18 protein-coding genes are annotated in these 24834 nt (G+C 53.9%); 10 read left to right on the forward strand and 8 right to left on the reverse strand.

Annotation, left to right across the window (positions count from 1 at the left end; all coding sequences use genetic code 11):
- The 6 genes from ABD890_RS01310 to ABD890_RS01335 all read left to right on the forward strand — a co-directional run bounded on the left by ABD890_RS01310 (nt 1) and on the right by ABD890_RS01335 (nt 10495).
- A complete protein-coding gene (locus tag ABD890_RS01310; protein WP_345084809.1) occupies nt 1-1434 on the forward strand; it encodes a GYF domain-containing protein in 1434 nt (477 codons plus the stop codon).
- A gap of 140 nt (nt 1435-1574) precedes the next feature.
- The gene (locus ABD890_RS01315; RefSeq protein ID WP_345084812.1) at nt 1575-3539 is read left to right on the forward strand and encodes a hypothetical protein; all 1965 of its coding nucleotides are present in this window, start codon (nt 1575-1577) and stop codon (nt 3537-3539) included.
- A 119-nt stretch (nt 3540-3658) separates the two neighbouring features.
- Entirely contained in the window at nt 3659-4384 is a 726-nt protein-coding gene (locus tag ABD890_RS01320) for a MotA/TolQ/ExbB proton channel family protein (RefSeq protein WP_345084815.1), read from the forward strand.
- Between the two features lie 2 nt (nt 4385-4386).
- Complete coding sequence (locus tag ABD890_RS01325) at nt 4387-5445, forward strand: vWA domain-containing protein (protein ID WP_345084818.1); 1059 nt, start codon at nt 4387-4389, stop codon at nt 5443-5445.
- 35 nt (nt 5446-5480) lie between these two features.
- Nucleotides 5481-6620 (forward strand): hypothetical protein, encoded by a 1140-nt coding sequence (locus ABD890_RS01330; RefSeq protein ID WP_345084821.1) that lies wholly within the window; start codon nt 5481-5483, stop codon nt 6618-6620.
- A gap of 53 nt (nt 6621-6673) precedes the next feature.
- Nucleotides 6674-10495 carry a protein kinase domain-containing protein gene (locus ABD890_RS01335; protein ID WP_345084824.1) on the forward strand — a complete coding sequence of 1274 codons (3822 nt, stop codon included), beginning with the start codon at nt 6674-6676 and terminating at the stop codon, nt 10493-10495.
- Between the two features lie 7 nt (nt 10496-10502).
- Here the strand turns inward: ABD890_RS01335 and ABD890_RS01340 are convergent, their stop codons facing one another.
- The 8 genes from ABD890_RS01340 to ABD890_RS01375 all read right to left on the reverse strand — a co-directional run bounded on the left by ABD890_RS01340 (nt 10503) and on the right by ABD890_RS01375 (nt 20323).
- Entirely contained in the window at nt 10503-11096 is a 594-nt protein-coding gene (locus ABD890_RS01340) for an RNA polymerase sigma factor (protein WP_345084827.1), read from the reverse strand.
- A 142-nt stretch (nt 11097-11238) separates the two neighbouring features.
- Complete coding sequence (locus ABD890_RS01345) at nt 11239-12132, reverse strand: capsular polysaccharide synthesis protein (RefSeq protein ID WP_345084830.1); 894 nt, start codon at nt 12130-12132, stop codon at nt 11239-11241.
- A 17-nt stretch (nt 12133-12149) separates the two neighbouring features.
- Complete coding sequence (locus tag ABD890_RS01350; RefSeq protein ID WP_345084834.1) at nt 12150-13115, reverse strand: polysaccharide deacetylase family protein; 966 nt, start codon at nt 13113-13115, stop codon at nt 12150-12152.
- Complete coding sequence (locus tag ABD890_RS01355) at nt 13112-13936, reverse strand: hypothetical protein (protein ID WP_345084838.1); 825 nt, start codon at nt 13934-13936, stop codon at nt 13112-13114. Before ABD890_RS01355 ends, ABD890_RS01350 begins: the two co-directional genes overlap by 4 nt.
- 58 nt (nt 13937-13994) lie before the next feature.
- On the reverse strand, nt 13995-14795 hold the full coding sequence (locus ABD890_RS01360) for a hypothetical protein (protein WP_345084841.1): 801 nt from the start codon (nt 14793-14795) through the stop codon (nt 13995-13997).
- A gap of 11 nt (nt 14796-14806) precedes the next feature.
- Nucleotides 14807-15796, reverse strand: coding sequence for a glycosyltransferase (locus ABD890_RS01365; protein ID WP_345084844.1), 990 nt, complete (start codon nt 15794-15796; stop codon nt 14807-14809).
- A 418-nt stretch (nt 15797-16214) separates the two neighbouring features.
- Nucleotides 16215-19937: a carboxypeptidase regulatory-like domain-containing protein gene (locus ABD890_RS01370; RefSeq protein ID WP_345084847.1), complete on the reverse strand. Its 3723-nt coding sequence runs from the start codon at nt 19935-19937 to the stop codon at nt 16215-16217.
- On the reverse strand, nt 19934-20323 hold the full coding sequence (locus tag ABD890_RS01375) for a BlaI/MecI/CopY family transcriptional regulator (protein WP_345084850.1): 390 nt from the start codon (nt 20321-20323) through the stop codon (nt 19934-19936). Before ABD890_RS01375 ends, ABD890_RS01370 begins: the two co-directional genes overlap by 4 nt.
- Before the next feature lie 302 nt (nt 20324-20625).
- Here ABD890_RS01375 and ABD890_RS01380 point away from each other — a divergent pair, with 302 nt between their 5' ends.
- Genes ABD890_RS01380 through ABD890_RS01395 form a run of 4 tightly spaced genes read left to right on the forward strand, consistent with a single transcriptional unit; the run spans nt 20626 to nt 24787 of the window.
- Entirely contained in the window at nt 20626-21174 is a 549-nt protein-coding gene (locus ABD890_RS01380) for an RNA polymerase sigma factor (protein ID WP_345084853.1), read from the forward strand.
- Nucleotides 21129-21710, forward strand: coding sequence for a hypothetical protein (locus ABD890_RS01385; RefSeq protein WP_345084856.1), 582 nt, complete (start codon nt 21129-21131; stop codon nt 21708-21710). The genes ABD890_RS01380 and ABD890_RS01385 overlap by 46 nt, the downstream gene beginning before the upstream one ends.
- Complete coding sequence (locus ABD890_RS01390) at nt 21707-23203, forward strand: hypothetical protein (protein ID WP_345084859.1); 1497 nt, start codon at nt 21707-21709, stop codon at nt 23201-23203. The genes ABD890_RS01385 and ABD890_RS01390 overlap by 4 nt, the downstream gene beginning before the upstream one ends.
- 3 nt (nt 23204-23206) lie before the next feature.
- On the forward strand, nt 23207-24787 hold the full coding sequence (locus ABD890_RS01395; RefSeq protein ID WP_345084862.1) for a DUF1559 family PulG-like putative transporter: 1581 nt from the start codon (nt 23207-23209) through the stop codon (nt 24785-24787).
- Nucleotides 24788-24834 lie beyond the last annotated feature (47 nt).

Raw genomic sequence — 24834 nt, forward strand, 5'->3', positions numbered from 1 at the left:
ATGTACTACATCAAATTAGGCGGCAAAATATCGGGCCCCTATTCGGATCAGCAGCTCTTAACGATGCTGCAGCGGAAGGAGTTCTCACGCCTGCATCTCGTCTCGTCAGACCGAAGGACGTGGGAGTCAGCCGGACACCTCGTTTCGTTGCTCGAGGCTCGTTATCAGTCCGTCGAAAATTGTTCGTCTCGGAGTGATTTGGTTCCGGCAGTCAACGAAAAGCCTGACTGGTACTATGCCTATGCAGGAGACAAACGCGGGCCCTTCACCAAACGCGAGATGATCCAGCTGGTAAGTCAGGGGACGGTAACGCGAGACACACCGGTATTCGCTTCGCACTTGAGGTCGTGGCAGGACGCGGAGCAATGTCCCGAATTCTCAGGGAACTTTCGTTCCAAGGTACCCTTTAAGCGAATGGCGATGATCGGTGCTGTATCGGTGGGGTGTTTGATTCTGGTGGTTGTGATCGTTGCCGGGGTGTCGTCTTCCGTGGGATCGAAAGAGGTCGTTGGTCAGCAGCCAGCAGTCGATGTGAAGCCAGCATTGGCCAAGGATGTCGAAGTTCTGAAAGCCGATCTAGACAAAGATCTTCCCCCATTACCACCGGCTGCAGACGATTCAGAGCTGGCGATTGATGACGCCAGCGACGAGGAGGCCTTCTACAACGCGGTTGGCCTGGTGGTTGTCGCCCTGACCGAAGTCAGCGCCGGTGGAGAAACGATCGATCTCTTTCCACTTTCGACCGGGTCGTGTTTCGCCGTAACTTCGGATGGATACTTGCTGACAAATCGACATGTCACCGACCACGAAGCGATGATGCGCGAGCTTGGTGCAGATACTGCAAAGTCGATCAACACGCTGCGGCAGAAGGTAAAGGCGAGAGGTTCCGAACTCAGGTTTTCGAAATATGTATTTTTTCGCGATCGGATGTACGACATGAAAGTGCTTTTCATGAGCAACCGGTTTGACCTGGCGATTGGGAAGATCGAACGCACCACGCCCTCTAGATACTTCCGTCTCTGCCGTGCTCCCGGGGTAAAGCGAAGCGATCATGTTCACTCCCTTGGGTTTCCAGGTCAGGCATCCAGGGCACATGACTCCGCTGAGGCAGCGTATAAGGCAGAGCTAATTCGCACAAAGCACTCTGTCGCCGAAATGCTTTTGCCTCGTGAAAAGGAATTCAGCTATTACAGTGGTCAAGTCAGTCGGATCTCAACTGACATACAGCAGCTTTCCAGTATCGAACACAGCGCTCGTATTTCACACGGAAACTCGGGCGGGCCGTTGATTCGAGACGATGGGGCAGTATGCGGAATCAACACGTTTATGGCAGTGGATGAGGTAACGCCTCCTGTGCTGTTTTCTCCTGAAATCTCGCAGATGCGTGGCGAGATTGAAGAACACATTCCTGGTGGAATCTTATGGTTTCCCTAATTTTGCAACGATGAGGTTTTGAGATGAATCTGTATGTACGTTGGGGCATGTTTTGCTGGGCGATGTTGTGGGCAAGTACCACAATTGCCGCGGAGCGTTTTGGTGGAATCGAAATTGGGGCAAAGGGGATCAAGACCACCGTGGTCGAGGTGAACGAAGATGGATCCCTTTCCATATTGCAGCTGAGTAAGGACATCACGAATACCTCGCTCAGTCGGCTGGATGGAGTCAACTTTAAAGAAGCCAAGATTCAGGATGTCGCTCACGTCGTGACTCAGTTTAAAGAGGCATTGATGAACGAGATGGAGGTGCCCGCGACCAACATCTCGTGCGTGGCGAGTTCTGGTGTTCCGACTTTTGCGAGTAACTACCAGGATCTGGCTCGCAGCATTCAGGAAACTGCAGGCCTCACATTAACCCGGATCGATGCTCGAGAAGAAGCTGCTCTGACAAACCTGGCCTTGATTCCGGCCGCACAACGAACGACTGCGATGGTCGTTGACGTTGGCTCTGGCAATACCAAAGGGGGCACGTTTGCCACCGGAACCGGAACAACGCAGGACTTTGTCGGGTTGGACGCGCCCTTTGGCACGGCGACGTTTGCCCAAGAAGTTGAAGGTGCCGTCAATCAGTCAGGGGGCGACGCGGTCTCAATCTCCAAGAGCCTGGCACAGGAAGTCGTCGGCGCTGCATTGCAAGCTCAGATAAAGGCCAAGCCGGTTCTCGGGGAGCGAAAGATCGTCTTATTCTCTGGAGGATCGGTTTGGGCCATGATGACCATGTTGAAACCAGAGACGGCACTCGATCCTTTTGCGGTCGTCACTAAAGAGGACATCGACAACTACCGGCAACTGATGGAGTCGAGCTATCCGAACTATCCGCCGGCGCGTTACCTAGACGTGAAGGACGAAGAAACGCGTAACGCAGCCAAAGGGGATTACGATCGTATCACCGGCGGAATTCCTGATAAGGCTCCGATTTTCTCGGAACTAGAACTGCTTGCTGGCTCAGCGATTCTGGCAGAAATTGCCGATGCGATGGAGTACAAGAACCGAGCGGTCTTCTTTGATCGAAAGGCACTTACCGCGTGGATCACCTCGAAGGTGACACCTGAAAATCTTCGCCATAACATTCCGGTAGCACTTGGCCGCTCCCTTCCAAATGAGGCCGACGCATTGGTGGCGCTCGCTGCTCCGGCGGTCACTCCAACTCGCCAAGTTCCGCCTGCAGCTGCGAAGACAGTGTCACCTGTTGTGCCGACGCGAGACTCGAAAACAGAGGCTCCGAATGCCGTTGCCCCCAGGTCGTCTGTTTCTGCCAACGAACCAAGAGTATCGATGCTCGAGCAGCGACAACAGACCGCCTCAAGTGTCCTTTCGCAACCCTCCGCCGTCACACCTGGGCTTAGTGGCATTGCTCCCCCGGAGGCGTGTTGCGGCCAATACATTGATGTGTGTACGCCGGTATCGTGCTGGGAGCCGTCCCTCGTTTCCCGGTGTTGTCGGCGCGGGCTGTTTGCGTGGCGAAGAAGCTGCTCTAGCTCGAGTGTGTCCTGGGTTCGAACACGTGTCTGGATCCCTACCTGCTCGACGGCAATATCAGCGACCGGGTCAAATGTGAATGCAGCTGAGCACCTAGCGACCGATGTTCCGCGAGTCTCTGTTCTCGAAACCGAAACGATTACAGAAACGGTCCCTGTAATGGCACCAATGGATCTCTCGAAATTCCACGTATGGCACAACCAGGAGGGAATTCCTTCGAACGAACCGATGAAAGTGTTGTCGGTCGTCAACGGACACTGCATCTTTGAAAAGCCGACGGGTCAATGGATCAGCTATCCATTGGCAAAGCTCAGCCAGGCGGATCAATGGCAACTTAAGGCGATGCCTGGCCAGCAGCGTGAATGTGAATTTGTCTATGACGTATACGGCCATCGGTCTTATTGTGCCGCTTTCATCATGGCTGGCGAAGGCGAGGCTATCTATCTGAGCGACAAAGGCCAGCTCCTGCATCTTCAAATGGACGAGTTGACGGCATCAAGCCAGGTACGCGTCGCGAAGCATTCGGAAGAAGCTGAGATGCCGTTGATTGCAGCTACCCGATAGTCGAGATTTACTTTCGCAAAAAGAGTATGACCGCAATGTATGAAACCGGAAAGCCGCGGAAGTCGAAGACACTGGAACGTCACCCACTGCGGGAATGGCTGCTATTGGCAGGGTTCTCGTTGCTGCTGATCGCTGTGATCATCGGTCCCCGGCTTTGGGATGCGATTCGGACTGATAAGTCGGGCCTGTGCATTGTTGTACTCGTCTTGTTTGTTGTAGGTATGTTCAAGAGTGCGTGGGATATTCGTTTTATTCACCAACAATTCAAACTATCGAATTTACAGCTTACAGCGTTGGAGACTGCCCCTGGGATTCAGGCATTTCTCAACTCTTCTATCAGCAGCGTGTTTCGGGACCATGTCTCGAATCTCTATGAAATCTATCGCCGCGACAACACCATCAATCAAGACAATCTGGTGTCGTTGCTCCAAAATAAGATGCAGTCACGTACGCGTTTCACGGAACAAACATCGACCGTAATCATCACGCTCGGTCTCGTGGGCACGATCATCGGTTTGATCTTCGCTGTTGAACCACTCAGTGCGGCATTCGATCCCGAGAATATGGGAAAGACGGAAGTACTGTATGGTCGCATGAAGCTTGTCATGGACAATATGAAAACAGCGTTTTACACCACGTTGTTCGGCGCGATCCTGGGAGGAATTGCCTTACGCATTTTGTCGATCCTCGTCGACTCTAACAGCGACAATCTCGTTGGACACGTCGCCGAACTATGTGAGGTTCATCTTTTGCCGGCCATGCGTCATGCGGCGCAGGACCGGGAAATCGTGCCGAAAGATGAAACTCCCCGTGATATCGACCTCCGGAAATATGGATTGAACTAGCTATGGGCATAGCACTCAAGAGCCGCAAGGAGTCGTTTGATTTTTATGAGTCGTTCAGTGACCTCCTATTCAACACATTGGTTCTGTTCCTGGTGCTGATCGTGGGCTTGATTCTCTTGGTGAACTCGGAGATTACTCGCGTTCAAAAGAAGGACGAGGATGTCGAGAAGAGACTTGCCGATGCGAAGAAGATCACGGAAAAGCTGAGGCTGGAAGAAGCCGCGCTAAATGTCCGGAAGGAGAGATTACAGACTCAAAATGATCAATTGACCCAACAGCAACAGAATATTCAGCAAGAGATCAAACGACAGACGGAGCAGTTTCAGCGCGATGCCGTCGAGGCCCAAGCCCAAGCAGAACAAGCCAGACGCCAGGCAGAGAGACAAGTCGAGCAGTCCAAGAAGCAAGCCGAACAAACAGTCAAATCTGCGGAACAGCGAGTAGAAAAAGCACGCGAGGCGTTGGCTTCTTTCGTGGGTATGAAGGGGAAACTAAAGAACATCGTTGTTCTTCTCGATCTTTCCGGAAGCATGACCATGAGCGAAGGTGCCGATGCCCGTTTTGAAAGAGTCAAAGAGGAGATCTCAGGCCTCATCGAGCATCTCGAACCCGAGACTTTCAACGTGATTGGTTTCGGTGGCCAGGGAACCAGCGGGGGTGATCCACGTTTCGAGAAGGTCTCATCGGGGCTGGTGCGCTGGACACCCAATGCTTGTAGTGAGGCGCAGGCCAGGATCTCGGCATGGGAGGTAGGGGGAGGGACTCCAACGCTAAGGGCGTTAGGAGGAGCATTCGATTGTTCTGGAGTCGACACGATCTTGCTGTACACGGATGGCAGCCCGACCATTCCCAATTGTTCACAGCAGGCGGTGCTTGATTATGTTGCGACGCGGAATAGATCTGGCGACGTTGTAATCAACTGTGTTGGTATTGGTGCCTACGACAATTCCGGTGTCGGCATTCAGGTTGACGAGCCATGCAAGTCGCAGATCACCATGACGTTTGTCGAGTTCTTGCGAAAAATGGCTGTTGACAACGGTGGAAGTTTTTCAGCTCGATAGGTTGAATATCAGATTTCCTCAGAAAGGGGGCCGCGATGTCTCGTTATGAAAATTGGGAAGTCGACGTTTGTTGGCTGTTGCTCTTGGCTGCAATGGGCATTGGGTCAGCATTTCCGAGCGAAGCAGTCGCACAGGGCCAGTTACAGAATCGGGACAAGGTCAAAGCAGAGTTCTTAGAGCTTGCTCCGTACGTGTCGATGGATGGGGAAATCTGGCTTGAAATGCTCGATACGGAAAAGGTTGTTGGCAAGGTTAGTCGTATCGGGCAATATGCCAATCGCTCATTCGACTCGCACCCAACTCTAGCGACCATTGGAAAAAAGCATATGGAATTCTTGATTCAACAAGAATCGCAAGTGATTCCGACGCTTAGGGCCAAAGATTTGAGCTTTGAAGGCATCGTTCTTGAACTGATGTCTCGTCATCTCGAGAATCAGGTGGTCTTGCGTTGGCAGTTTGAAGCAGATCAAACTCATCGGAGCCACTACAGTCAATTGATGCCAATTGTTCAAGAGCTATCGGCAGAACCAGAGGCGAATAATAAAGACTTCGCAGTGCGAATTGGCTCGCAACAGGCGATTGCTGAAAACAACTCTACCGGAAGCCTAAAGAATGCGACGGTGGTTGCGACCTTTCAGGACTGGGCCGGTAACGAAATCAAGGGATATTATTTCGTTCCAGAGTGGAATGCCAACTCGGAGTACAAACTGCGGACGCCCATTGAAACAAGTATGGCAGGCACTCGTTCAATCGTCGGAGTCCGGCTGGAGGTTTACTCGGAAAGCAAGTCGCTAAACGGAATCAGTGCCTATTCAGCACAGAATCTTCAGGCTGCGATTGACGAAGCAGTCCAGAAGGCCAACCAACTGATTCGTCATGATCCTGTGGCGGTTCTTGAGATGTTTAAGAATGGTCCAGTAACACCTCTCGGAGGAACTCCTGATCCAAGGATCCGAGAATTGCAGGGAGACGCCAGATCCGCGGTACGCAAGCAGTACATTGATCTCCGGCAGCAACTCCAGAGCCTGCGCAAGCAAGTGCGGATCCAAGAGGCACAACAAAAGCGAATGCGAGGCCAACAAGGAAACATGTTCGCGGAAATGCAGTTGAAGAATAATCAGACGCGCCTTGCACAACTCGAAGCACAGGTCGATAGACTGGCCGCATATAAATAGTCGCCCCACGAACTGTTATTCGTATTTCCTCCCATACTTTCATGTGAGTAGCGATGATTGCACTTTCTCGTGAGACTCGCACGTTGGTACAGGCATTCGAAGAGGCCTGGTTTGGAGAGGAGCAGCCTGATATTCAGGCTTTCTATCTCTCGTGGCGAGATTCAGTGCCAGCAACCGAGTCGGACTCGTTCCTACATTGGTTGGTCCGTGTCGATATGGAGTTCAGGATCCGACGACGTGGGCAAGCCGATTGTCCAACGGTTATTTTTTTGGATCACTATGCAGGCAAATATCCCGATGCCTTCCGAGCCGAACAAGTTCCAGACGATTTGTTGGTCTGCGAGTATTTAGCCAGGTTGCAGAGTGGTTCCGTTCCAGATTTGGAAGAACTTCTCGAGAAATTTTCCGCTTCGAGGCGTCTGCCTTCCATAGCGCGAAGACTGGCAGAGGAACTAGAGGATGATGTTGCTAATTCTCTACCGGTGATTCCGGGCTATGTGATTCTGTCGGAGATCGGTCGCGGCGGTATGGGAGTCGTTTATTCCGCGCTGGAACTACGACTCAATCGCAAGGTTGCGGTCAAGTTAATTCTGCCTGATCGTGGATTTGGCGGTGTGGTGAATGACCGCTTTCTGCGTGAAGCACAGACTCTAGCGGGCCTTGATTCAGAAAAATTCGTCCCGATCTATGATTGTGGCGAAGCAACGTCTCCTGCCAATGCTCGCTACTTCACCATGCGACTGATCTTGGGGACGGGCAACGAGCGACCAGAGACACTTATGAAGGCACTATTTCGTCGCCGCTCGCTCGAAGACGGCCTTGAGATCTGGATTCGTAAGTTTATCGAGATATGCGACGCAGTAGCGATTGCTCATCATTATCCCGGTTCCCCCATTCTTCATCGCGACTTGAAACCATCCAACATTGTTCTCGATCTAAACGGATCTCCGTGGGTTATCGATTGGGGGCTGGCCAAACCTTGTAGAGCCATGGAAGAAGTTGTTGCCTCGTCGCTAAAAGAAAACTCAGACGCGATGAAGGACGGCGATCGGTGTGGGGAACTTACAGTTGATGGTGAGATAATCGGTACGCCTAGCTATATGCCCCCCGAACAAGCCAACGCAGTTCACGAAAAAGTGGATACAACGTCCGATGTATTCAGTCTGGGCGCGATCTTATGCGTGATCCTCACCGGTAAACCACCCTACGTGGCGCAAACACCAGTGCAATTGGTCGCGGCGGCGCAAAAGGCAGATCTGAGTGCTTGTCGTGAACGTCTTCGGGATGTGCGTGAAAACTACCTCGTAGATGTCGCAATGACGGCATTGAATCCGAATCAAAATGCACGCTATCGGACGGCAGCGGAACTGCGTGATGCACTAGAGTATTGGTTTACAAACAGAGCAAACCGACAGAGGCAGGAAGAACTATTCGACGCGAAAAGACCTCTGCAGAAATCGCTTCGAGCTGCGATTGTTGTCGCTGCGGTTTTACTGCTATTAGGCTCACTGGGGTTTGCCTGGCGGTTTTACGATAGCCATCGCAGCGAGGTTACGCGACGTACCGAAATCAATAACGCCAGTCAAAGCATCGAGGAGCGTTTAGCCAGTGTCGAGGCGGACGTCGCTGACGGGAGACTGGCAGCTGCCGCACAAACACTCCGGGATATTGACTCGCTCAAGCGACAAGATTTGAACGAGATAACAACCGCGAAGATACTTGCCGCTCGGCAGCTTGTTGAATTTGCTGTCGCCGCTGATGAGCTGATGGAGGAACGACTTCTTTCTAAGCTGGATCACAACCTATCTAAAAAACAAATGGTTGCCAAAGCCGAAAGGCTTTTAGAGCAGGCCGGGTTTTCTAAATCCACGATTGCTCCTCGTCTGCGCGATGCGTCCCCCGTGCTGCAATCCAAGGTGATCCTGGTTGCCAATGAACTGATCGAGATGATCCCAGTGGAGGGGCATGCTGATTTACTGAAAGGGATGCGGAGCCTGAATCCAGAATCGATTGCCGTTCAGCTTCGGCTGTCCGATAGCCCACTATCGACGATCGAGTTAACGGAAATCATGAAGACTCTTTCTGCTTCTGATTTTACTCCGGGCAATCTAGAAGTGTTGTTGCGGAGGAACGTAGAAGCAAATAGTGATCCTGTTCGAGTGTTACGTTTGATGGAGTTTCAGCATCGCAATAATTTCTGGTTAAGTCTCTATCTCGCGATTCTCTTTGCGGCAAAAGAAAATGCCGGGGATCTTTCTAAGGCGGCAAATCATAAGAACGAAGCGGTTATCTGGGCTAATGCTGCTTTAGAGCGGCGTCCTAAGAGTGCAGTGGCAATGCTTGTAACGGCCCTCATTCTGGATGCCAACGACCAGGATAAGTTAGAGCGACTATCGGTCCAAATTCAAGAGAATCATCCTGGTAGTTGGATGCGATATTATGTCGAGGCATTGGCAAAACTGTCGATTGGTGATGCCAGGGCGGCGGTGGCGTTATTCGAGGAAGCAAATCGGGTGAAAGGAGGTGATACCTATCTGGTGCTGCGCAGGGTCGAATTGCTAATGGCATTGGGGCAGCTTGACGAGGTTGTCAGGATCTTGGAAAACGAGTTAGCCTCTGAATCAGATAGACTGGAAGTAAGATGTGCCAGTGCGATCTGTTACCTTCGGTTAGAGCAATTCGCGGAGGCAAGAGAAGCTTGCGAACGCCTGGCGAAAGACTTTCCATCTTCGAGCCGTTCAAAAATCGTTCAGGCGATTGTACTGGCAGGGCTTGGTCGAGTGATTGAGGCCAACGCCATCTACGCGGGGGTCGATTCAAGCGAAGTTCACGATGACGAATATTATATTGGTGGCATGGTCTCTGACTTGGCACAAGGAAATCTGGATTCACTTTACGATCGAGCTTTGTATCTGTCTCGATACGGAAAGAACTTCGATTTCTGGTTCGTCCGCGCAATTCTGGATGGTAGCCTGGGGAGATTTGAAGACGCACAATCTGACTACCAACGAGCCTTGGCCTGGCTACAGCGGCAGGATGGGCGGTCATTTACGGTTATGGGCTTACAGGTAAGTGACGAGATCCCAATTCGAATGCAGGTAGTTCAGTGGTACTCCGAGCTGGATAAACAAACGAGTGACAAATCCCGCGACGAAATTGAGGCAATGTTCCGGGCACAACTGCGGGAGCCACTCTGGGGCCGTATCAAGGTCTATTCAGCGGAATATTTAGCGATTCGCGGCGACTACGATATCTCCGCCAACCTATTTGAGCAGGTCCTTCCGCCCAAAATCCGCTCGAATATTGACGTCAACAACGTCGATCAGATTATGGCCAGAATCAGTGAAATCCTTGAAGTCCATCGTCCAGACTTACAGGGTGAAGAATTTGATCTATCTGTTTGGCAGCAGGATATTCAACGGCACTGGGCAAATCGACCACCTGAGGAGCAGGCTGCCGTGTTTCAGCGACTGCTGCAGTTTCTTATGGAAATAGACCTTGGTATGTTTCCGAGTACCGCGGGAATGTGCAATCTTCGATTAGCTGCAGCCCGTTCTGCGTGTCTGGCATCGCTAGGCAAGAGTCCTGGCCTAATTGGCAGCGATCAGCAGAGACTACATTGGCGAGAACTGGCCATTGCCTATTTGACCACTGAATTTGATAGTTGCCAGAATATTGATATCTCAGAAGGAGCACCATTCGCGATGCAGAACCGGATGTCCATATCACGGAGGCTTGGACAAATGCTGGCGCACCGGGACTTTAAGTCCCTGCGTGAAGTTAACACGTATGCCACGAACCCGGCTGAACGGGCTCAGCTGGAACAATTCTGGAAGGATGTCCGATCGTTCTACGATCAAATCGCAAGAATTTAGGCAGCCGCTATTTTAGCGAAGATTTGATTCGATCGAGTAGCTCGCGAATTGTGGCAGTGCTTGAATGATGGTGGTTCGCCAACTCGACGATCGAACGTTCGTCGAATGGATCGAGAAGGCTGTGAATGATTTCAAGTTCCTTAAGCGTCATGGTCGACAGCAATGGCTTGAGCACTACCTGCAGATCAGCAAAGGCATCGTCCTCAGTGTATTGCTGTCGAAGGTTAGCCGAAACAACCTCTGCAACGGCATCGACCGAATCATGCGGAAGTGCTGTTGGATACTTTCTTCGCAGCGCTACCAATGCCTTGCGGCTGACGATTACGGACAGCAAGCCACCAATCTTGCCACCTCGGGAGTCGAAATTCGGCTTGAGCATGGCACTAAAGAAGCTACGAAATCCTGAATTGACAATCCCCTCGACGTCAACAGCTGAGGGTGTCAGAAAGCCGGCCACATGGCGACGGGCGAGGTTCAGCATCTCGCCAGCGAAAATCGTGTGTAATTCTGCTGCGGCGAGTTCATCGCCATTCCGAAAACGCTCCACCAATAGCAGCAGTGCCCTTTGGCGATCTTCATCTGTGTCCGATTCCGACGGCATGCAAAAAAGTCCTTAGGTCATCCCACTAAACTCAATGATAGAAAGCACTGGGGATCTTCTATTGGGTAAATACAGAATACCGTGCAGAGATGGGGAAATGCAAAGGGATGCCGAGTGAAATCATTGTTGCGAATGAAAAGGCTTAGGCAGCGCGGCTGACGCTTGATACTTCTCGAGCGGCATCGTTAAGTTGATGCTCCTCCTGACGATAGATCCGCAGTGACGGCCGGGCGGTTTCTTTTGCGGAAACGTACTTCTGTTCGTAGTAAGCTGCCAGCGAGCCCTCTTGGTAGGGGGCGTTTTTGTCGAAGCCGTTGGAGCGGAGCATTTCATTCCAAAGGTGGACGCCGCGGGTTTTCTGGAAGAGGTGGTAATCCCCTTCGTAAGTCGCGTCGAAAGGGCTTCGCCAGAGTGTGCCATGGATCGGATAGAAGACGGTGTTATCCAACATATACGGCTGAAGATTGTGTTGCTCGATTGCGTAAGCAAAGCCTTTGGGGCCCCCTGCTCCGCCCCACGTCACTGGTGTGATGTTGCGGGTGAAGTTACGCCGATACCATTTCTTCCAACGCTGCACTGCGCGGTCGAAGCGATCGGCTCGATGCGGATTCAGGCAGCGCTCGACCATCGTTCGACAGGCTGGATGCCCGGCGGGAAACTTCAAGACCCCGACCGCGGCACTCCAAAACGTTTTGCCGTAACTCTCGGTCTCTTTGCCGAACACAATCGACTGCTCGAAGTCGAACGGTCGAATGCAAAGCATGTCGGTGTCGATCCAGTAGCCACCTTGTTTCAGCAAGAGTTCCCAGCGAAACAGATCGGCGAATCCGGCATACGATCCTTTGAAGTAAGAGAATACCGAACTCGCAGGCACAATGTCGTTCGCATCGCAAATACGAACTCCGCCTGGCACGTTGCCGACCTCGTCGTAACAGTATAGATCGACCTGACCAGGATGGTGATAAACGAACGAACTGAGGCAAAGATGTTCCAGCCGCGAGAGCTCGCCACCGATCCACAAGGTTTGAATTCGCATGGGAAGCGTTCTCCGGCTTAGTTCTGTAGTTGTGGCCACGTGACCGTGATTCGGAACTGTCGCATCGGTCCATAGATCGGCCAACGCTGTAAATTTAAGCGGTTCCAGCGCGAGCCTCGCGAGGCATGATTCACGCCTCCATAGCAACTGAACGCGACTTGATATTGACGGGCCGTCTGCTCCATCAATTGGACGCTCAAGCAATCAGGATTGCCGACCGGATAGCTGAATGCCTCAACTGCGGTTCCGGTCTCGGCTTCGAGGCGGCGCTTCCCTGCGGACAGTTCGTGGTCCAAGCGTGACTCATCGATGCGAGTTAGAATTGGGTGGGTGACAGTATGCCCGCCGAAACGCATGCCATTAGCAGCCATCTCGCGAAGCATGTCCCAGTTCATCCACAGCGGCGACTTCCCCTTAAATCTCCCGCATCCCAGGTCGCGGCCGAGCTGTTCCAGGTAGTCATCAGCTTGCGAACCGATCATGCCGTAATAGCGTTCGACGACTTCGCAGATTTTGTCGTCGCGTTCGTCCGCAGTTTCATCCGTAGGTATCTGCCGCATCATCCAGGCAATCTCATCCCACCAGGCGATTGTCTGGTGGTCGATGAAATCGGTGGCGACAAAAAACAACGCCGGAATGCCAAGCTGCTTCAGAATCGGAAATGCGATTTCGTAGTTGTCGACGTATCCATCGTCGAAGGTGATCAGGACGGCCTGGCGGTGCTGCCAATAGTGGGCCGGTTTCTCGATGACGTCGACGATGGTCACGACTTCAAAGTGATCGCGGACGAACTCCATCTGTTGCCGGAAGAGTTGTTCGTCGGCACTGAACACCCCGCGGTCGAACGAGCAGGCATCCGCGTTGCCGACGCGATGATAGGTAAGCACCAACAAGCCGCGCCACGATCCAATCATGCGGACCAGGCGATTGATTCCCAGTCGTTCCGCTTGTTTGGCCAGTTTGCGATACGAGAGCCATTTCATGCCGCCATCCTTTGAACTTGCGGCATGTAAAGCTTCTCGTAGTAATCCATCAGCGAGCCCGGCTGATAAGGCGCGTCTTTATCGAAATCGCTTCGGCGTAAGATCTCGTTCCACAAGTGCACGCCACGGGTCGCTTGAAATAGCTGATAGCTTTCAGCATACGTCTGATCGAACGGGCTTTCCCAATGGGCACCAGATACCGGATAAAAGACCGTCGTGGGAACTTCGTACTGATGCAGATTGAACTTGTGCATCGCATGGCAGAAACCAATCGGACCTCCGGCACTTCCCCAGCCAACGGGCACGATATTGCCAGAAACGTACCGGCGATACAACTTCTGTCCGATCTGCTTCGGCCCATCGAACCGGTCGATGCGGTGCGGGTGTCGGCAACGATCCGCCATATAGGCACACGCTTCGTGCCCCTTCGGAAACATCAACACGCCGACGGCTGCCGTCCAAGGAATGTTCTTTGCTAGATCGATCTCGCGCCCGAAAACGATGGGGGCGTCGAAGTCGAATTCACGGATGCACAACATGTCGGCATCGATCCAGCAGCTACCCCGATCGTAAAGCATCTGCCAGCGAAACAGATCGGCGAAGCCTGCGTACGATCCGTTGAAGTAGGTAAAGATCTGGTCGTGCGGAATGATCTCGTTCGCGTTACGGAGCGTTACGCCGTCAGGGACGCCTTGAATATCATCGTATACGTAAAGATCGACCGGATGTCCATGATAAGCGAACGAAGCCAGGCAGACTTGTTCCAGCCGCGAAAGGCGGTCACCAATCCATAGCGTTTGAATTCGTAATGGTGTTCGCATGGTACGTCCATGTGGTGCGAGGGATAGTCGTTCAGAAACGAGTGGCCGCTGAGACGGCTCAAGCCGCGATCAATAGTGGCTCTCCGAGATACTTCTGCTCGTAGTAGTCCATCAACGAGCCAGGCTCGAATGGAGCTTCCAAATCAAACTTGTTTCGTTGCACCTCGAACGAGTTCAAATAGACGGCCCGCGTCGAAGGAAGCATGCCCCAGTCGTTGCGGAAGGTTTCGTCGTAAGGGCTTCGCCAACGGGCTTCATGAATCGGAAAGAAGACCGGGATCGGCTGGGCAAGGTGATCGAGTTGCATCTGATCGACCGCAACCTGGAAGCCCCCTTCGTCCCCGACAATCCAGGATCGGATCGGTCGCAAGTCGCCAGTAACGCGGCGACGGAATGCCTTCTTCAACCGATGCCGCAGCTTCTCGCCTGGCACGGGAAAATGGGGATTCAAACAGCGATTGAGCATAAATTGACAGGCCGGATGATGCGCCGGGAAGATCAACGCCTGATGCCCCCAGCGGTAACTGTCGACGTCCGACTTGCGACCAAACACAATCGGTTCGTCAAAGTCGAACGGACGGATGCAAAGCATATCGGTGGAAACGTAGCAGCCGCCGCGTTCCAGGAGTGTCTTCCAGCGAACGATCGCTTCGATTCCCTTTCGCGAGTTCTTACGAAAGAGGCTGCTCGACTCCGGCAAGATCTCGTTGGCGTCCACCGGGGTCACACCTTCGGGAAGGTTTTCGATCGGAGCGTAGCTGAGCAGTTCGACGTCGTCGTGATGGGCTGCGAACGAGGCGAGGCAGATCCGTTCGATGCGGGTAAGTGGGCCACTATGCTTAAAGCTGCGAATCTTCATGCTGGGTGTCCTTACAGCGAATGAACCAGGATCGGCACCGGGGAGTATGCCTGGTCGGTTGGAAGCGTGGGGAGGAGCAGATCAACGAGTGACCGCGCCGACGTCTGCTGCTGAAGCTGAGCGGTGTCAGCGATGACTTGCCAATCGCGACGAGTTGGAAAGGTTATGCGGTCGATCTCTTCGCGCTGATACTGATCGAGCCCATTAACACAGTAGGCTGGCGTTTCGGCGCGATGATAATATTCGCGGTTCGCGGTGCCGACCCCGTTGCGGGCAAAGGTAGAATCGGTGGGGTGCCACTGGTGCACCGCTTTCACGCGATGCAGCACCGTTCGGGCTCGGACAGCTTTCATCGCCAACCGCCGCTGAAGATCGCGATCTTCAAAGCCCCAGCCGATGTAATTCTCGTCGAAACCGTTGATCTTCAGCAGGTCTTCACGGTGGCAAGCGAACGCACAGCCGGTCAGCCGAGGACGCATGGGGATGGTTAACAGGCTGTAGATCCGGGCGCGAAAGGTTTTCCGCGTAAGTCTTCTACGTTCCGTTACTTCGATCTTCGAATCGATTTCCCAATGATCAATCACCCGGTTGTCGATATCCGCGGTTGCTGCTTTCGAAAGCCGGTAGCAGTCGCTGGCCAACACCACGCCCTGCTTCAAGCCACCAGTCATCGCCTGCAGAAAGTGAGGCGGAACGATGCAGTCGGCGTCGAGGAACACAAGCTGCTGACCGGTTGAAACGACGACGGCGCGATTGCGACATTTCGCAAGTCGAAAGCCCTCTTTGGGCTGCGTTAAAAAGATGATGCGGCCTGGCCACTGCTGGGCAAAGGTGGCAACGCAGGCTTCGGTTTCAGGACCTTGCGATCCGTCGTCGGTCACAATCACTTCGCACGAGCACGTATCGATTGCCTGATTTAGGATCGATCGGAGGCAATTCGCCAAATGGCCGGGGCGCTCGTACGTGGATACGACAATGCTGATGCTGGCCGGATCATTCATTGCAGATTCACTTAAGCTGGAACGTCAAATGAAGCCAATTTCAATCGTTCTTTTTGCCCCTAAGAATTGAAAGCAGATTCGAACCAATGGTGGGGTATGCCACTACTATCGGAGGAGATGAGTCATGCGCTATATGTGAATTAGATAAACGTCGATGTTTGTGTCGATATTTCTTGGGGATGACCGCAACCCGGGAAACCTGGGTAAAGCAGTCCTCTCAGGGGTGTTCAAAATGGACATGTTGTGTCCATTTCGACGAATAGCACCACGGGTGTCTGCTAGCTGAGGAGTTCCGCTGAGGCATTACTCGAACGACGAGTTGGAAGTCGAATTGGAGCCTCGAAGTGAGATGTTGTCAGGCTAACTACGCAGCATCTTTGGTATATCTTCCATTACGATAGCGGTATTACTTGGGGTACTAGCGACTCTTGCCGGTTGCCGGAACGAGTACGCTTCCTCCGAAACGCCGCCCCTTGCGAAAACCGACCGGGTTCAGTTCGTTGTCGCCGTGATAGACGCCACCGGTGGTCTGCGTGTCATCGTGCACCGGCACCCCGACGTTCAAGATGAGTCGTGTTCCGTGGGACGTTTCCAGCATGAACGGGGCATGGGCTTTCGGTTCGATGACTTCTTTCTCTTGATCGAAGTGCAACAGCAAGTCATCGACCGGATGGGACTGTTGGGCTAGACCTTCCCAGTTGACTTTGGCGGGGATTCTATTCCAATAACCGCGGCTCAATTCCCAAGCCTTCCCACCAAGCAACTTGATGGCGAAAACTCCTTCGGCATCGGCTGGCGGTTGATAGACGGTGCCCATCAAGTCGTAACCTTCCTCCGTTGCCCAGGCCACGATTTCCTCTTCGTGCGCAGCGGGATCCTCGAGCTTCTTCCACTTCTCGGGCAAAGGAGATCGACGACCGGTATCGAGGTCCTCGAAGACGAAGGTCAAATTATTGGTCGGTTCCTGATAGGCCGCCAGCATGTGGTTACTAAAGCTGCCGAGCTGCCGATCGACCGCGTAAAACGACGATGCTTGAGGTTCCGGTTCCAGTTCTGGAAGTGCCAAGAACTCGATCTGCAAGGTCGACGGATCAGCGATGAACTCCTTCGCGTGAGCTTTCCACCAGGCCGCCCAGCGGTTCCCGCTCTTCTGATACAGATCTCGTTTCAACTGTCGCTGCCGACTGGTTCCCCCATCGAAGACCCCGTACAACGTCTCTTCGTCAAACTTCTGACCGGTAAGCTTCTGTAACGCACCGAAGACTTCGCGAACAGGACGACCCATTCCGTATTGATTGTCTTCATTCTTTTCGTCCAGATCATGTTGTTGCATGAACTTCGTCAGCGTGGGGTCGGTCGCTCGCAGACCCATGTCGGAACTGGGGCCGCGTAGCGTCCGAGGAATGTTTTGGATGAGTACCGGAATGGCCCGAGGATCGCCGATGGCTCGCAACGCGAAGGCACAACAGCTTTGCATCAACCCACTTTCGGAGGTCGAAAGTTCGTTGCTCAGTTCCGGGATCGCGTCGGGGCCGAGCTCGACGATCTGCTGGATGATCTTTGCCCAGCGATCCGTATAAAGATCAGGCCCCTGGCTCACTTCTTCCAACTGATCCAGCAGCTTGCCTGTGGGCGTTTCTGGTCGTAGACGGCTTGGCAAGAAGGTCTGATCCGATTTGGTCTCATCGAGCGATTCGCCAGCATCTTCCCGTTGGGCACGGTGGCGAAGATACCGTGCCAAACGATCGTCGTCATCTTCCGGCATGAAGGGTGGTGTTTCATCGAGGTGGATGTCCTGCGTCACCTCGGCACCCGGCGGCACATGAACGTAAGCTCGCGTTCCGCTATTCGTCATCGAATAAACGTAGTTGCCGCCAGGGGCGACTCGCAAACGATAGGTTCCATCTTCATTGACACGGACCGACGTCACCGCAGCGCCGGTCTTGGGCCGAGCGGGTCCGTAGTGGGCGATAAAAATCGGACGGCCACTCTCCGCGTCGGTTCCGTCCGAAAGCTGTTCGCCAGACTGATAGACCTTGCCGATGATAAACCCGCCCGTCACCAGGTGAATATCAGCGTTTTTAATTGTTTGCCCAGGAACGGCTGCTTGATTCTTAACCGCGATGGGAACGTGTTCGTCCATGGAAGACCAGATGTTGTAATGATCCTTCGTCATTCGCAACTGATAACGGCCATCGGCATCGGTCGTGGTTTCAAACGTGCGGTCGCGAGCGATTCCCTGGGCCATGATCGGAGCCCCGGCCACTGGTTTGCCGGTCACATCGTCGATGACCGTACCTTCCACAATTGCCGCCTTGGTTAGCGTGACGTTGACTTCGTTGGGGATGCGATTTGCGAGTGCGGTTGTCAACGGATAGTCCGGGTGAGAAACGTAAAAATTCATTCCGGTCGTCATCATGCCGACGCCAGTCTTCTTGTCGAATGTAGCCGTATCTTCCGGATTCCAACGACGAAGATCCGATATCTCGTAACGACCATTGGCATCGGTCACGGCGGTCCAGATTCCCGGAATCGGCTCGAGGCCGCAACTGGTCACATAAACGGTCGCACCAGGGATCACGGTCCCTTTATCGTTGCTGACAAATCCGGTCAACTTGACTGGATGCTTGGCCAGAACAAGGTCCCGTTCTTCCGACTTCCCATTCGTTGTCCCAACACGTTTACCTGCCGAGGCATGTTCCGCCAAAGCGGCGACGAGCATCAAATCTCCCTGAGGCGTCGCGGCTGTCTCGATATCAGCAAACTCGAACCGCCCTTCTTCGTCGCTGATCGTTTGAGCGAGGGGCGTCGTTGTGCGGAAGTCAGACGCAATCCGCAGCACTTGAATGGTCACCCCTGGCAGTGGATCGCCACGATCGTCAAGGCATTTGCCATGAAGCCGTATTGATTGCAGCTGCGGCGAGACGGCTTGAGGCAAAGTGGCAGGAATGGGCGTTGTTGGCTGCGGCTTCGCTGTTGCGGGTTGTTCTTCGGCCCGAACGCCTCCGATCAGATAGAGGCTTCCGCCCAATAGAGCCAGCATCACCAGGCAAAAGCGAACGCTGAACTGGGTTACCTTGTTGCGACGGGGATGGATCATACCGCGAATCCTTTGCGTCATTGTCCAACGGAAGCCAATCATGTTGAGCACCGGTGCTGGCGTGCTCCAGGGCGTGGCGGTCGATGCGAGATGGAAGAGAGTCTCGGCATACTGAATTGGTTCGGCCTGATTCAGCACGTAGTTATCACAGATCTCTTCCCGCGACCGCGAGATTTGTAGACCAAGCAGCTGGACCAGCGGATGCCACCACCAGACCAGCGTTGCCACGCGCTGCAGGAAACTACCGAGTCCATCACGTCGAACCACGTGAGCGAACTCGTGAATGAGCACCTCGCGTAGGGCTTCCGTTTGATCGGCTTGAAGCAGATTCGCTGGAACGTAAACGGTCGCGCGGAACATACCGACAACAAATGGCATCGTTAGTTGGCTGACCACTAGCGATGGCGGTTGAGTCAGGCCGACGGCATTTGCGGCTCGATGGGTGACTGATTCGAGTCGGGATCGCTCTTCATCGGTCAACTGGTGCAGACCAGCACGCTGGATCAATCTGCGAATCTTTAAGCTTCGCAGGAACCAGACCATGGCAGAGAGCGTCGCACCCAACAGCCAAATCGCCGACAGCATGCCCGCTACATTCCATTCCGATGACGATGTAACCGCAGTTCTGCTTGTTGGTGGCGTGTTGAGCGGCTCTGGCATCGTCGACGGAGAGGACGCGGCGACCGGAGGTTCTGATTCGATTACATGCTCGGGCAACGGTAGATCGAGGGGGGCCTGTCGATCGATGGTGATCTCTTGAAACGATTCCGCTACTGGCGTTGGTTCTGCGGTCCTTGGAATCTGAACGACAACTTTCGCTGGCGGCGCTGGTGCTTTCGTTTCCGCCCGCCAACTGGAGACCGGTAAAAAGAACGTGAACAGCGGAGCAGCGAGAAGTAGCAACAAGCCGGTCATGCCCATGCTATAGCGACGGGCCGGATGGTGCGGCTGAAAGGCAATTAAGAGTGACGTTACCAGGCAGATGAGACTGACCTGGGCGATCGACAGGAGAGCGAACTCGTACCAGTTGGATGGAATCATTTCTTCTTCCTCTGCGAGTCGAGTAACGAACGAATCTGCGCGGCCTCCGATTTGGAAAGCTGGCCTCCGTTGAGCAGCGTTAGAAGTAATCCTTCTGTTGAGCCATCAAAGACCATCTTCACGAAACGCCGGACGCTGCTTTCCTGAGTCTCTTCACGACCGACGGTTGGCAGATAGCGGAAGCCACCTTCCTCTTCCTGATGAGTCAGCCAACCTTTTTCTTCCAGGCGAACCATCTGGGTTTGCACCGTATTGCGCGAAACGCCCCGACGCTCTTTCAGAACGTGCCACGCCTCGCTGACCGTGCTCGACTCGCGATCCCAGATCAGGTTCATAATCTCCCACTGCGTTTCCGACAGCGTCGGAAGCTTGTTCGCACCATTCATCGCATAAGATCCATCGATCAGTAATGTGAGCACTGCCGAGCCAGAGTGAGTCTGCCTACAGCTGTAGGTTAAGGTTGCCTACAGATGTAGTCAATGGAAATGTTGGCAAATTTAGGGACGTCTGCGGGAAAGATTCCCAGAATGATTGCAGCCTGACGAACTCGCCATTTTCGGCGATTCCTATTCCTTAACAGGTTTTTTCAAAGCTTCTCACGCGGAATCCGAACAACTTTTTGTTTACCAATCTGGGACAAGCCTGGTTGGGTGGCGTCTTAAAGGTAAAAAGCTCGGAGTGCTCGAACTTGTCACCGCCACAGCCATCCAATCCCCAGGACGGAACCGACGTCGCTCGATTGAGCCGACTGTTGGACAGCCATGCCGGGGCACTGATGCTGTATGCCCGGCAACTTTGTGGTGATCCGGAAGATGTCGTGCAGCTGGCATTCATCAAGCTCGCTTCGTTAGAAGTCTGGCCCGATGATTCGCGAGCGTGGCTCTACCGGGTCGTCCGTAACGAAGCAGTCAGCCAGCGGCGAAGCGAGCAGAGGCGTCGCGAACGCGAACAGGCAATCGCCCAGCATCGCAAGTCATGGTTCGTCTCGGAACCTGGGACACAAATCGATGCGGGGCGCGCGGTCGAATCGCTGACCCAGCTAGAACAACAGCAGCGCGAGATCGTCGTCGCGCGGATTTGGGGCGGTTTGTCGTTTCGCGAGATTGGCGAACTGATCGGTGTTTCGCAAAGCACCGCGCATCGCGAATATCAAAATGCAATCTTCCTTCTTCAAAGCGAGTTGAATGAGCCATGTCCTCCTCCTTCCCAGAGCCTGAACTCCCACCGGAATCGATGACCCCCTTCGAGGCCGAGCTAAAATCGATGGCGCCGTCGCTGGGACACTTTCAACGTGACGAGGTTCTGTTTGCCAGCGGCGAGCAGGCTGCAAAGCGTCGCCAACGTCGGACCTTGCGCGTTTGGCAAGGTCTTTGCTGCGGACTACTGGTTGGATTGATCGTGCAAAGCGTCAACCCCCGCTCGGAAGAGCCAGATGCGGTCGGCCCCACGATGATCGCGGCACCAACGGACGTTACCCCATTGGCTCCGGGGCCGTTGGAACCACCTCGCCCGATCGAGCCGTTGCTCGACGAAAAGAACCGTCACGTGGCAATCGACGAAATGGCGAAGCCCACCGGCGAGTTGGCGATGGGGGATGTGATCACGAATTTGTTTGAGTCGATGCACAATTCCAACGAGTTATCGGCACAGCCTGGGTTGCGCTCGGGGTCGTCGCTTCGCGACGTTGAAGTCGAACCGCAGTTCATTCCGCGGGCAGGCCAACCAAACAGCTTGCCCGTGTTTCCGATGCTTGAATCGAGGAGGATTCGATGATGCGACGTTGGTGCCTGGCAGGTTCGCTACTCAGTTTGCTGTTACTGTCCTCGGCTGGTGCTGAGATTGTCGAGACAGAAATTCAGGTAGATGGTACCCGAGGTGAACGTTACGACATTGAACTTCATGCCGTGGCACCGAAGCCGCCAGTCCTTGAAGTGTCGCTTCTGCCTCCTCTGTCCGAAAAACAGCCTGGGAACGCGGCCCCACTGTACTATCGCGCCATCTTGTCGGCTAGTCAGAAATTCCAGCAGATGAAGGACCCTCAAGACTTCTGGGCGGATTGGGAGTCCTGGATGAAGATGCCGCTGGATGAGATCCCCGTCGCCAAGTTGGAAGAGCGGCTCGAACCATTCCAGGAAGCACTTCGCGAAACCGCGATGGCTGCGCGGCGTTCGACCTGTGAGTGGGACTTTCCACTGCGGGAATCGAAGACCGAGATCATGCAGATTTACCTGAACGAAGTTCAAGAATGCCGTAGCCTGGCGCGGCTGTTGATGCTTCGGATTCGTGGAAATATGGCGGCTGGCAAACGGGCCGAAGCGATCGCGGATCTGCAAACCGGCTATGCCCTCGCACAAAACGTGGGTGGTCGTGGTTTCTTTGTGAATCACCTGGTCGGCTTGGCCATCGCGCAGCAGATGCACCGGGCAACCCTCGAACTGATTGCACTTGAAGATAGCCCGAATATCTATTGGTCGCTGACCATGCTCCCCACCCCGTTGATCGACTCGAAGCACGCGCTCGATACGGAGATGAACCTGCTGCGAAGCATGTTCCCTGAGATTTATCATGCCCGTGACTCGAAAGAAAACTTCAGCCGGAGCTATTGGGACGAGCAACTACGAAGCCTGGTCAATCGGTGGATCGAACAGCAACCTAAGTCGGACGGAAAGCCTTCCGGTGGAAATAACTTGCTACAAAGCCTCGCGTATCAAGGGATGGCTTTGAGCCAGGCCCCACGCATCAAAAAGGAACTGGTGAGCGAGATGGGCTATACGCAGAAGGTGGTCGATGCGATGCCCGACAGCCGCGCTGTGCTGCTACATGCGGCCATCAAATGCGATCAGATTCGGGACGAAGTGTTCGCCCCGTTTGGTTTGCCTTATTACCAGGCGGCGAAGTTTTACGAGCAGTCCAAGCAGCATCAGCGAACGGACGGCTTCTTTGCTCCAGAGTCACTTGTTACTTCCTGGATTGGAAGCAGCAAGTACGTGCATATCGCCATCGCGCGGAACGACCAGTGGATTGAAGCCCTGCGGTTCATTGAGTCGTTACGAGACTATGCCGCCGCCGAAGGAGTGTTTCCTGCAAGACTCGACGAACTGAGCGGGTTGCCCGCGCCGAATTCATCCTACACGGGTAAGCCATTCGAATATGAACGGGATAAAAAAGATCCGACCATCGCGAGGTTCTCGATGGGGGAAGCCGGATACTTCTACGAATTCGTGCTAAAGCTGGCACCTCCCAATCCACAGGCGTCCAAGGAGTAGACGATGATTCGATACAGTTTAGGCGGGACAATGTTGGGATGGTTGCTGCTGGTATCAGCAGCCTCGGCCCAGCAAGACCTTGTGAAGAAGTATGTGCCAGAAGACGCAGGCCTGGTGATGGTCTTCCGACCTTCGTCCATGATCGACAGCGAAGCGTTGGCGAAGGTGCCTTGGGATCGACTCGATACGACTATTGAGTCGGGACTGGGCGAGAAACTAAGCAATGTCGCCTCGATGGTAATGTACGCAGGTCCGGTCGAAGCGGACGGATTTCCACGTTTTGGCGGTGTGATTCAACTCAAGCGGGCGGTACCAATTGCCAAGATGTTTCCGCGGCTACAGGAGATCCAGACGCTAGAGCTATTGGGAACCAAGAATCAGCAGTATCTGTCAGGCAAACTGCCCGGAGGATCGCGGTGGGAGGTGCATTTGCTGGACGAGACGACGCTGGTACTTGGAACCTCGAAGGTCGTTGCCGAAATGCTCGACGATAAGCCAAATGTTGCGAACCCGAGGATTGTGGAACTGATCTCGGACGACCCCAAGCTGGCGATGCAATCGCTTCTGTGGATGCCTAGCCTCCGCCGCGTATTGGTACCGCTGGCAGAAGATCCACGCATGACGAGAGTAATTCCCGGCATCGCCGATTTCCCCGAGAGCTTGGAGTGGGCACGTTTTCAGTTGGTAGCGGCGCCACGGCCTTCGCTCAACTTAACGCTTCAAGCTGTCGACGCGAATGGCGCCACGGAGTTGATGGAGCTTGTTGACCATTTCACTGCCGCCGCAAAACTGAGTCTGGCCATGAATGGTGGAACGCTGCCAGAGAAGTACTTGGAATCGATCCAACATATCAATCCAAAACAAGACGGGTTGCAGATCGTGCTGGCGACCTCTCCCGAGGACAAAGTGACTGGTGAAATGTTGGCTCAGGGAATAAGCCAATTTGCCGCCCAGGCAGCGGAGAAGGCTTCGTTTGAAACCCGGCGAGCCGCGGCGACGAAGAACCTGAAGAAGATGATGCTGGCGTTTCATACGCTTGCCGCGGGCGAAGAGCAAAAGTTCCCGCCTCAGGCAACGCGCGATGCTGATGGCAAGCCGCTTTTGTCATGGCGTGTGCATGTGTTGCCATACGTCGGCCAGCAGCAGCTGTACGATCAGTTTCATCTGGACGAACCGTGGAATAGCCCCCACAACGTCAAGCTCGTCGAGAAGATGCCAGACCTGTACACAATCCCTGGCGATGAAGACCTTGCGGCCGACGGCAAGACACGTTTCCAGGTTCCCTTGGGGAAAGGCATGCCAGGCGAGAACCTGGGAAAGCTTGGCTTTATCGATCTGACCGATGGGACATCGAACACGATTGCAATCGTCGAAGCACCTCGCTCGAAGGCAGTTGTCTGGACCAGCCCGGAGGATCTACCGGTCAAGTTGGACGATCCAATGCAGTCGCTGATCGATCCCGAAGAGCCTTGCTTCTGCTACAGTCGCTTCGATGGAAGTGCTGGCTTCTTTCCTGTCGAAGGGAATGTCGTCAAGGTTCAGACCATGCTGACCCACCAAGGAGGCGAAGTCGTTCCGCAGTAGCTGGCGAATAGGCAGAAACACCTCGAGAACATTTTTGGGGCGTTCTC

Origin of the sequence: Bremerella cremea (assembly GCF_039541315.1) — a bacterium.
GTDB classification, from domain to species: Bacteria; Planctomycetota; Planctomycetia; order Pirellulales; family Pirellulaceae; genus Bremerella; species Bremerella cremea.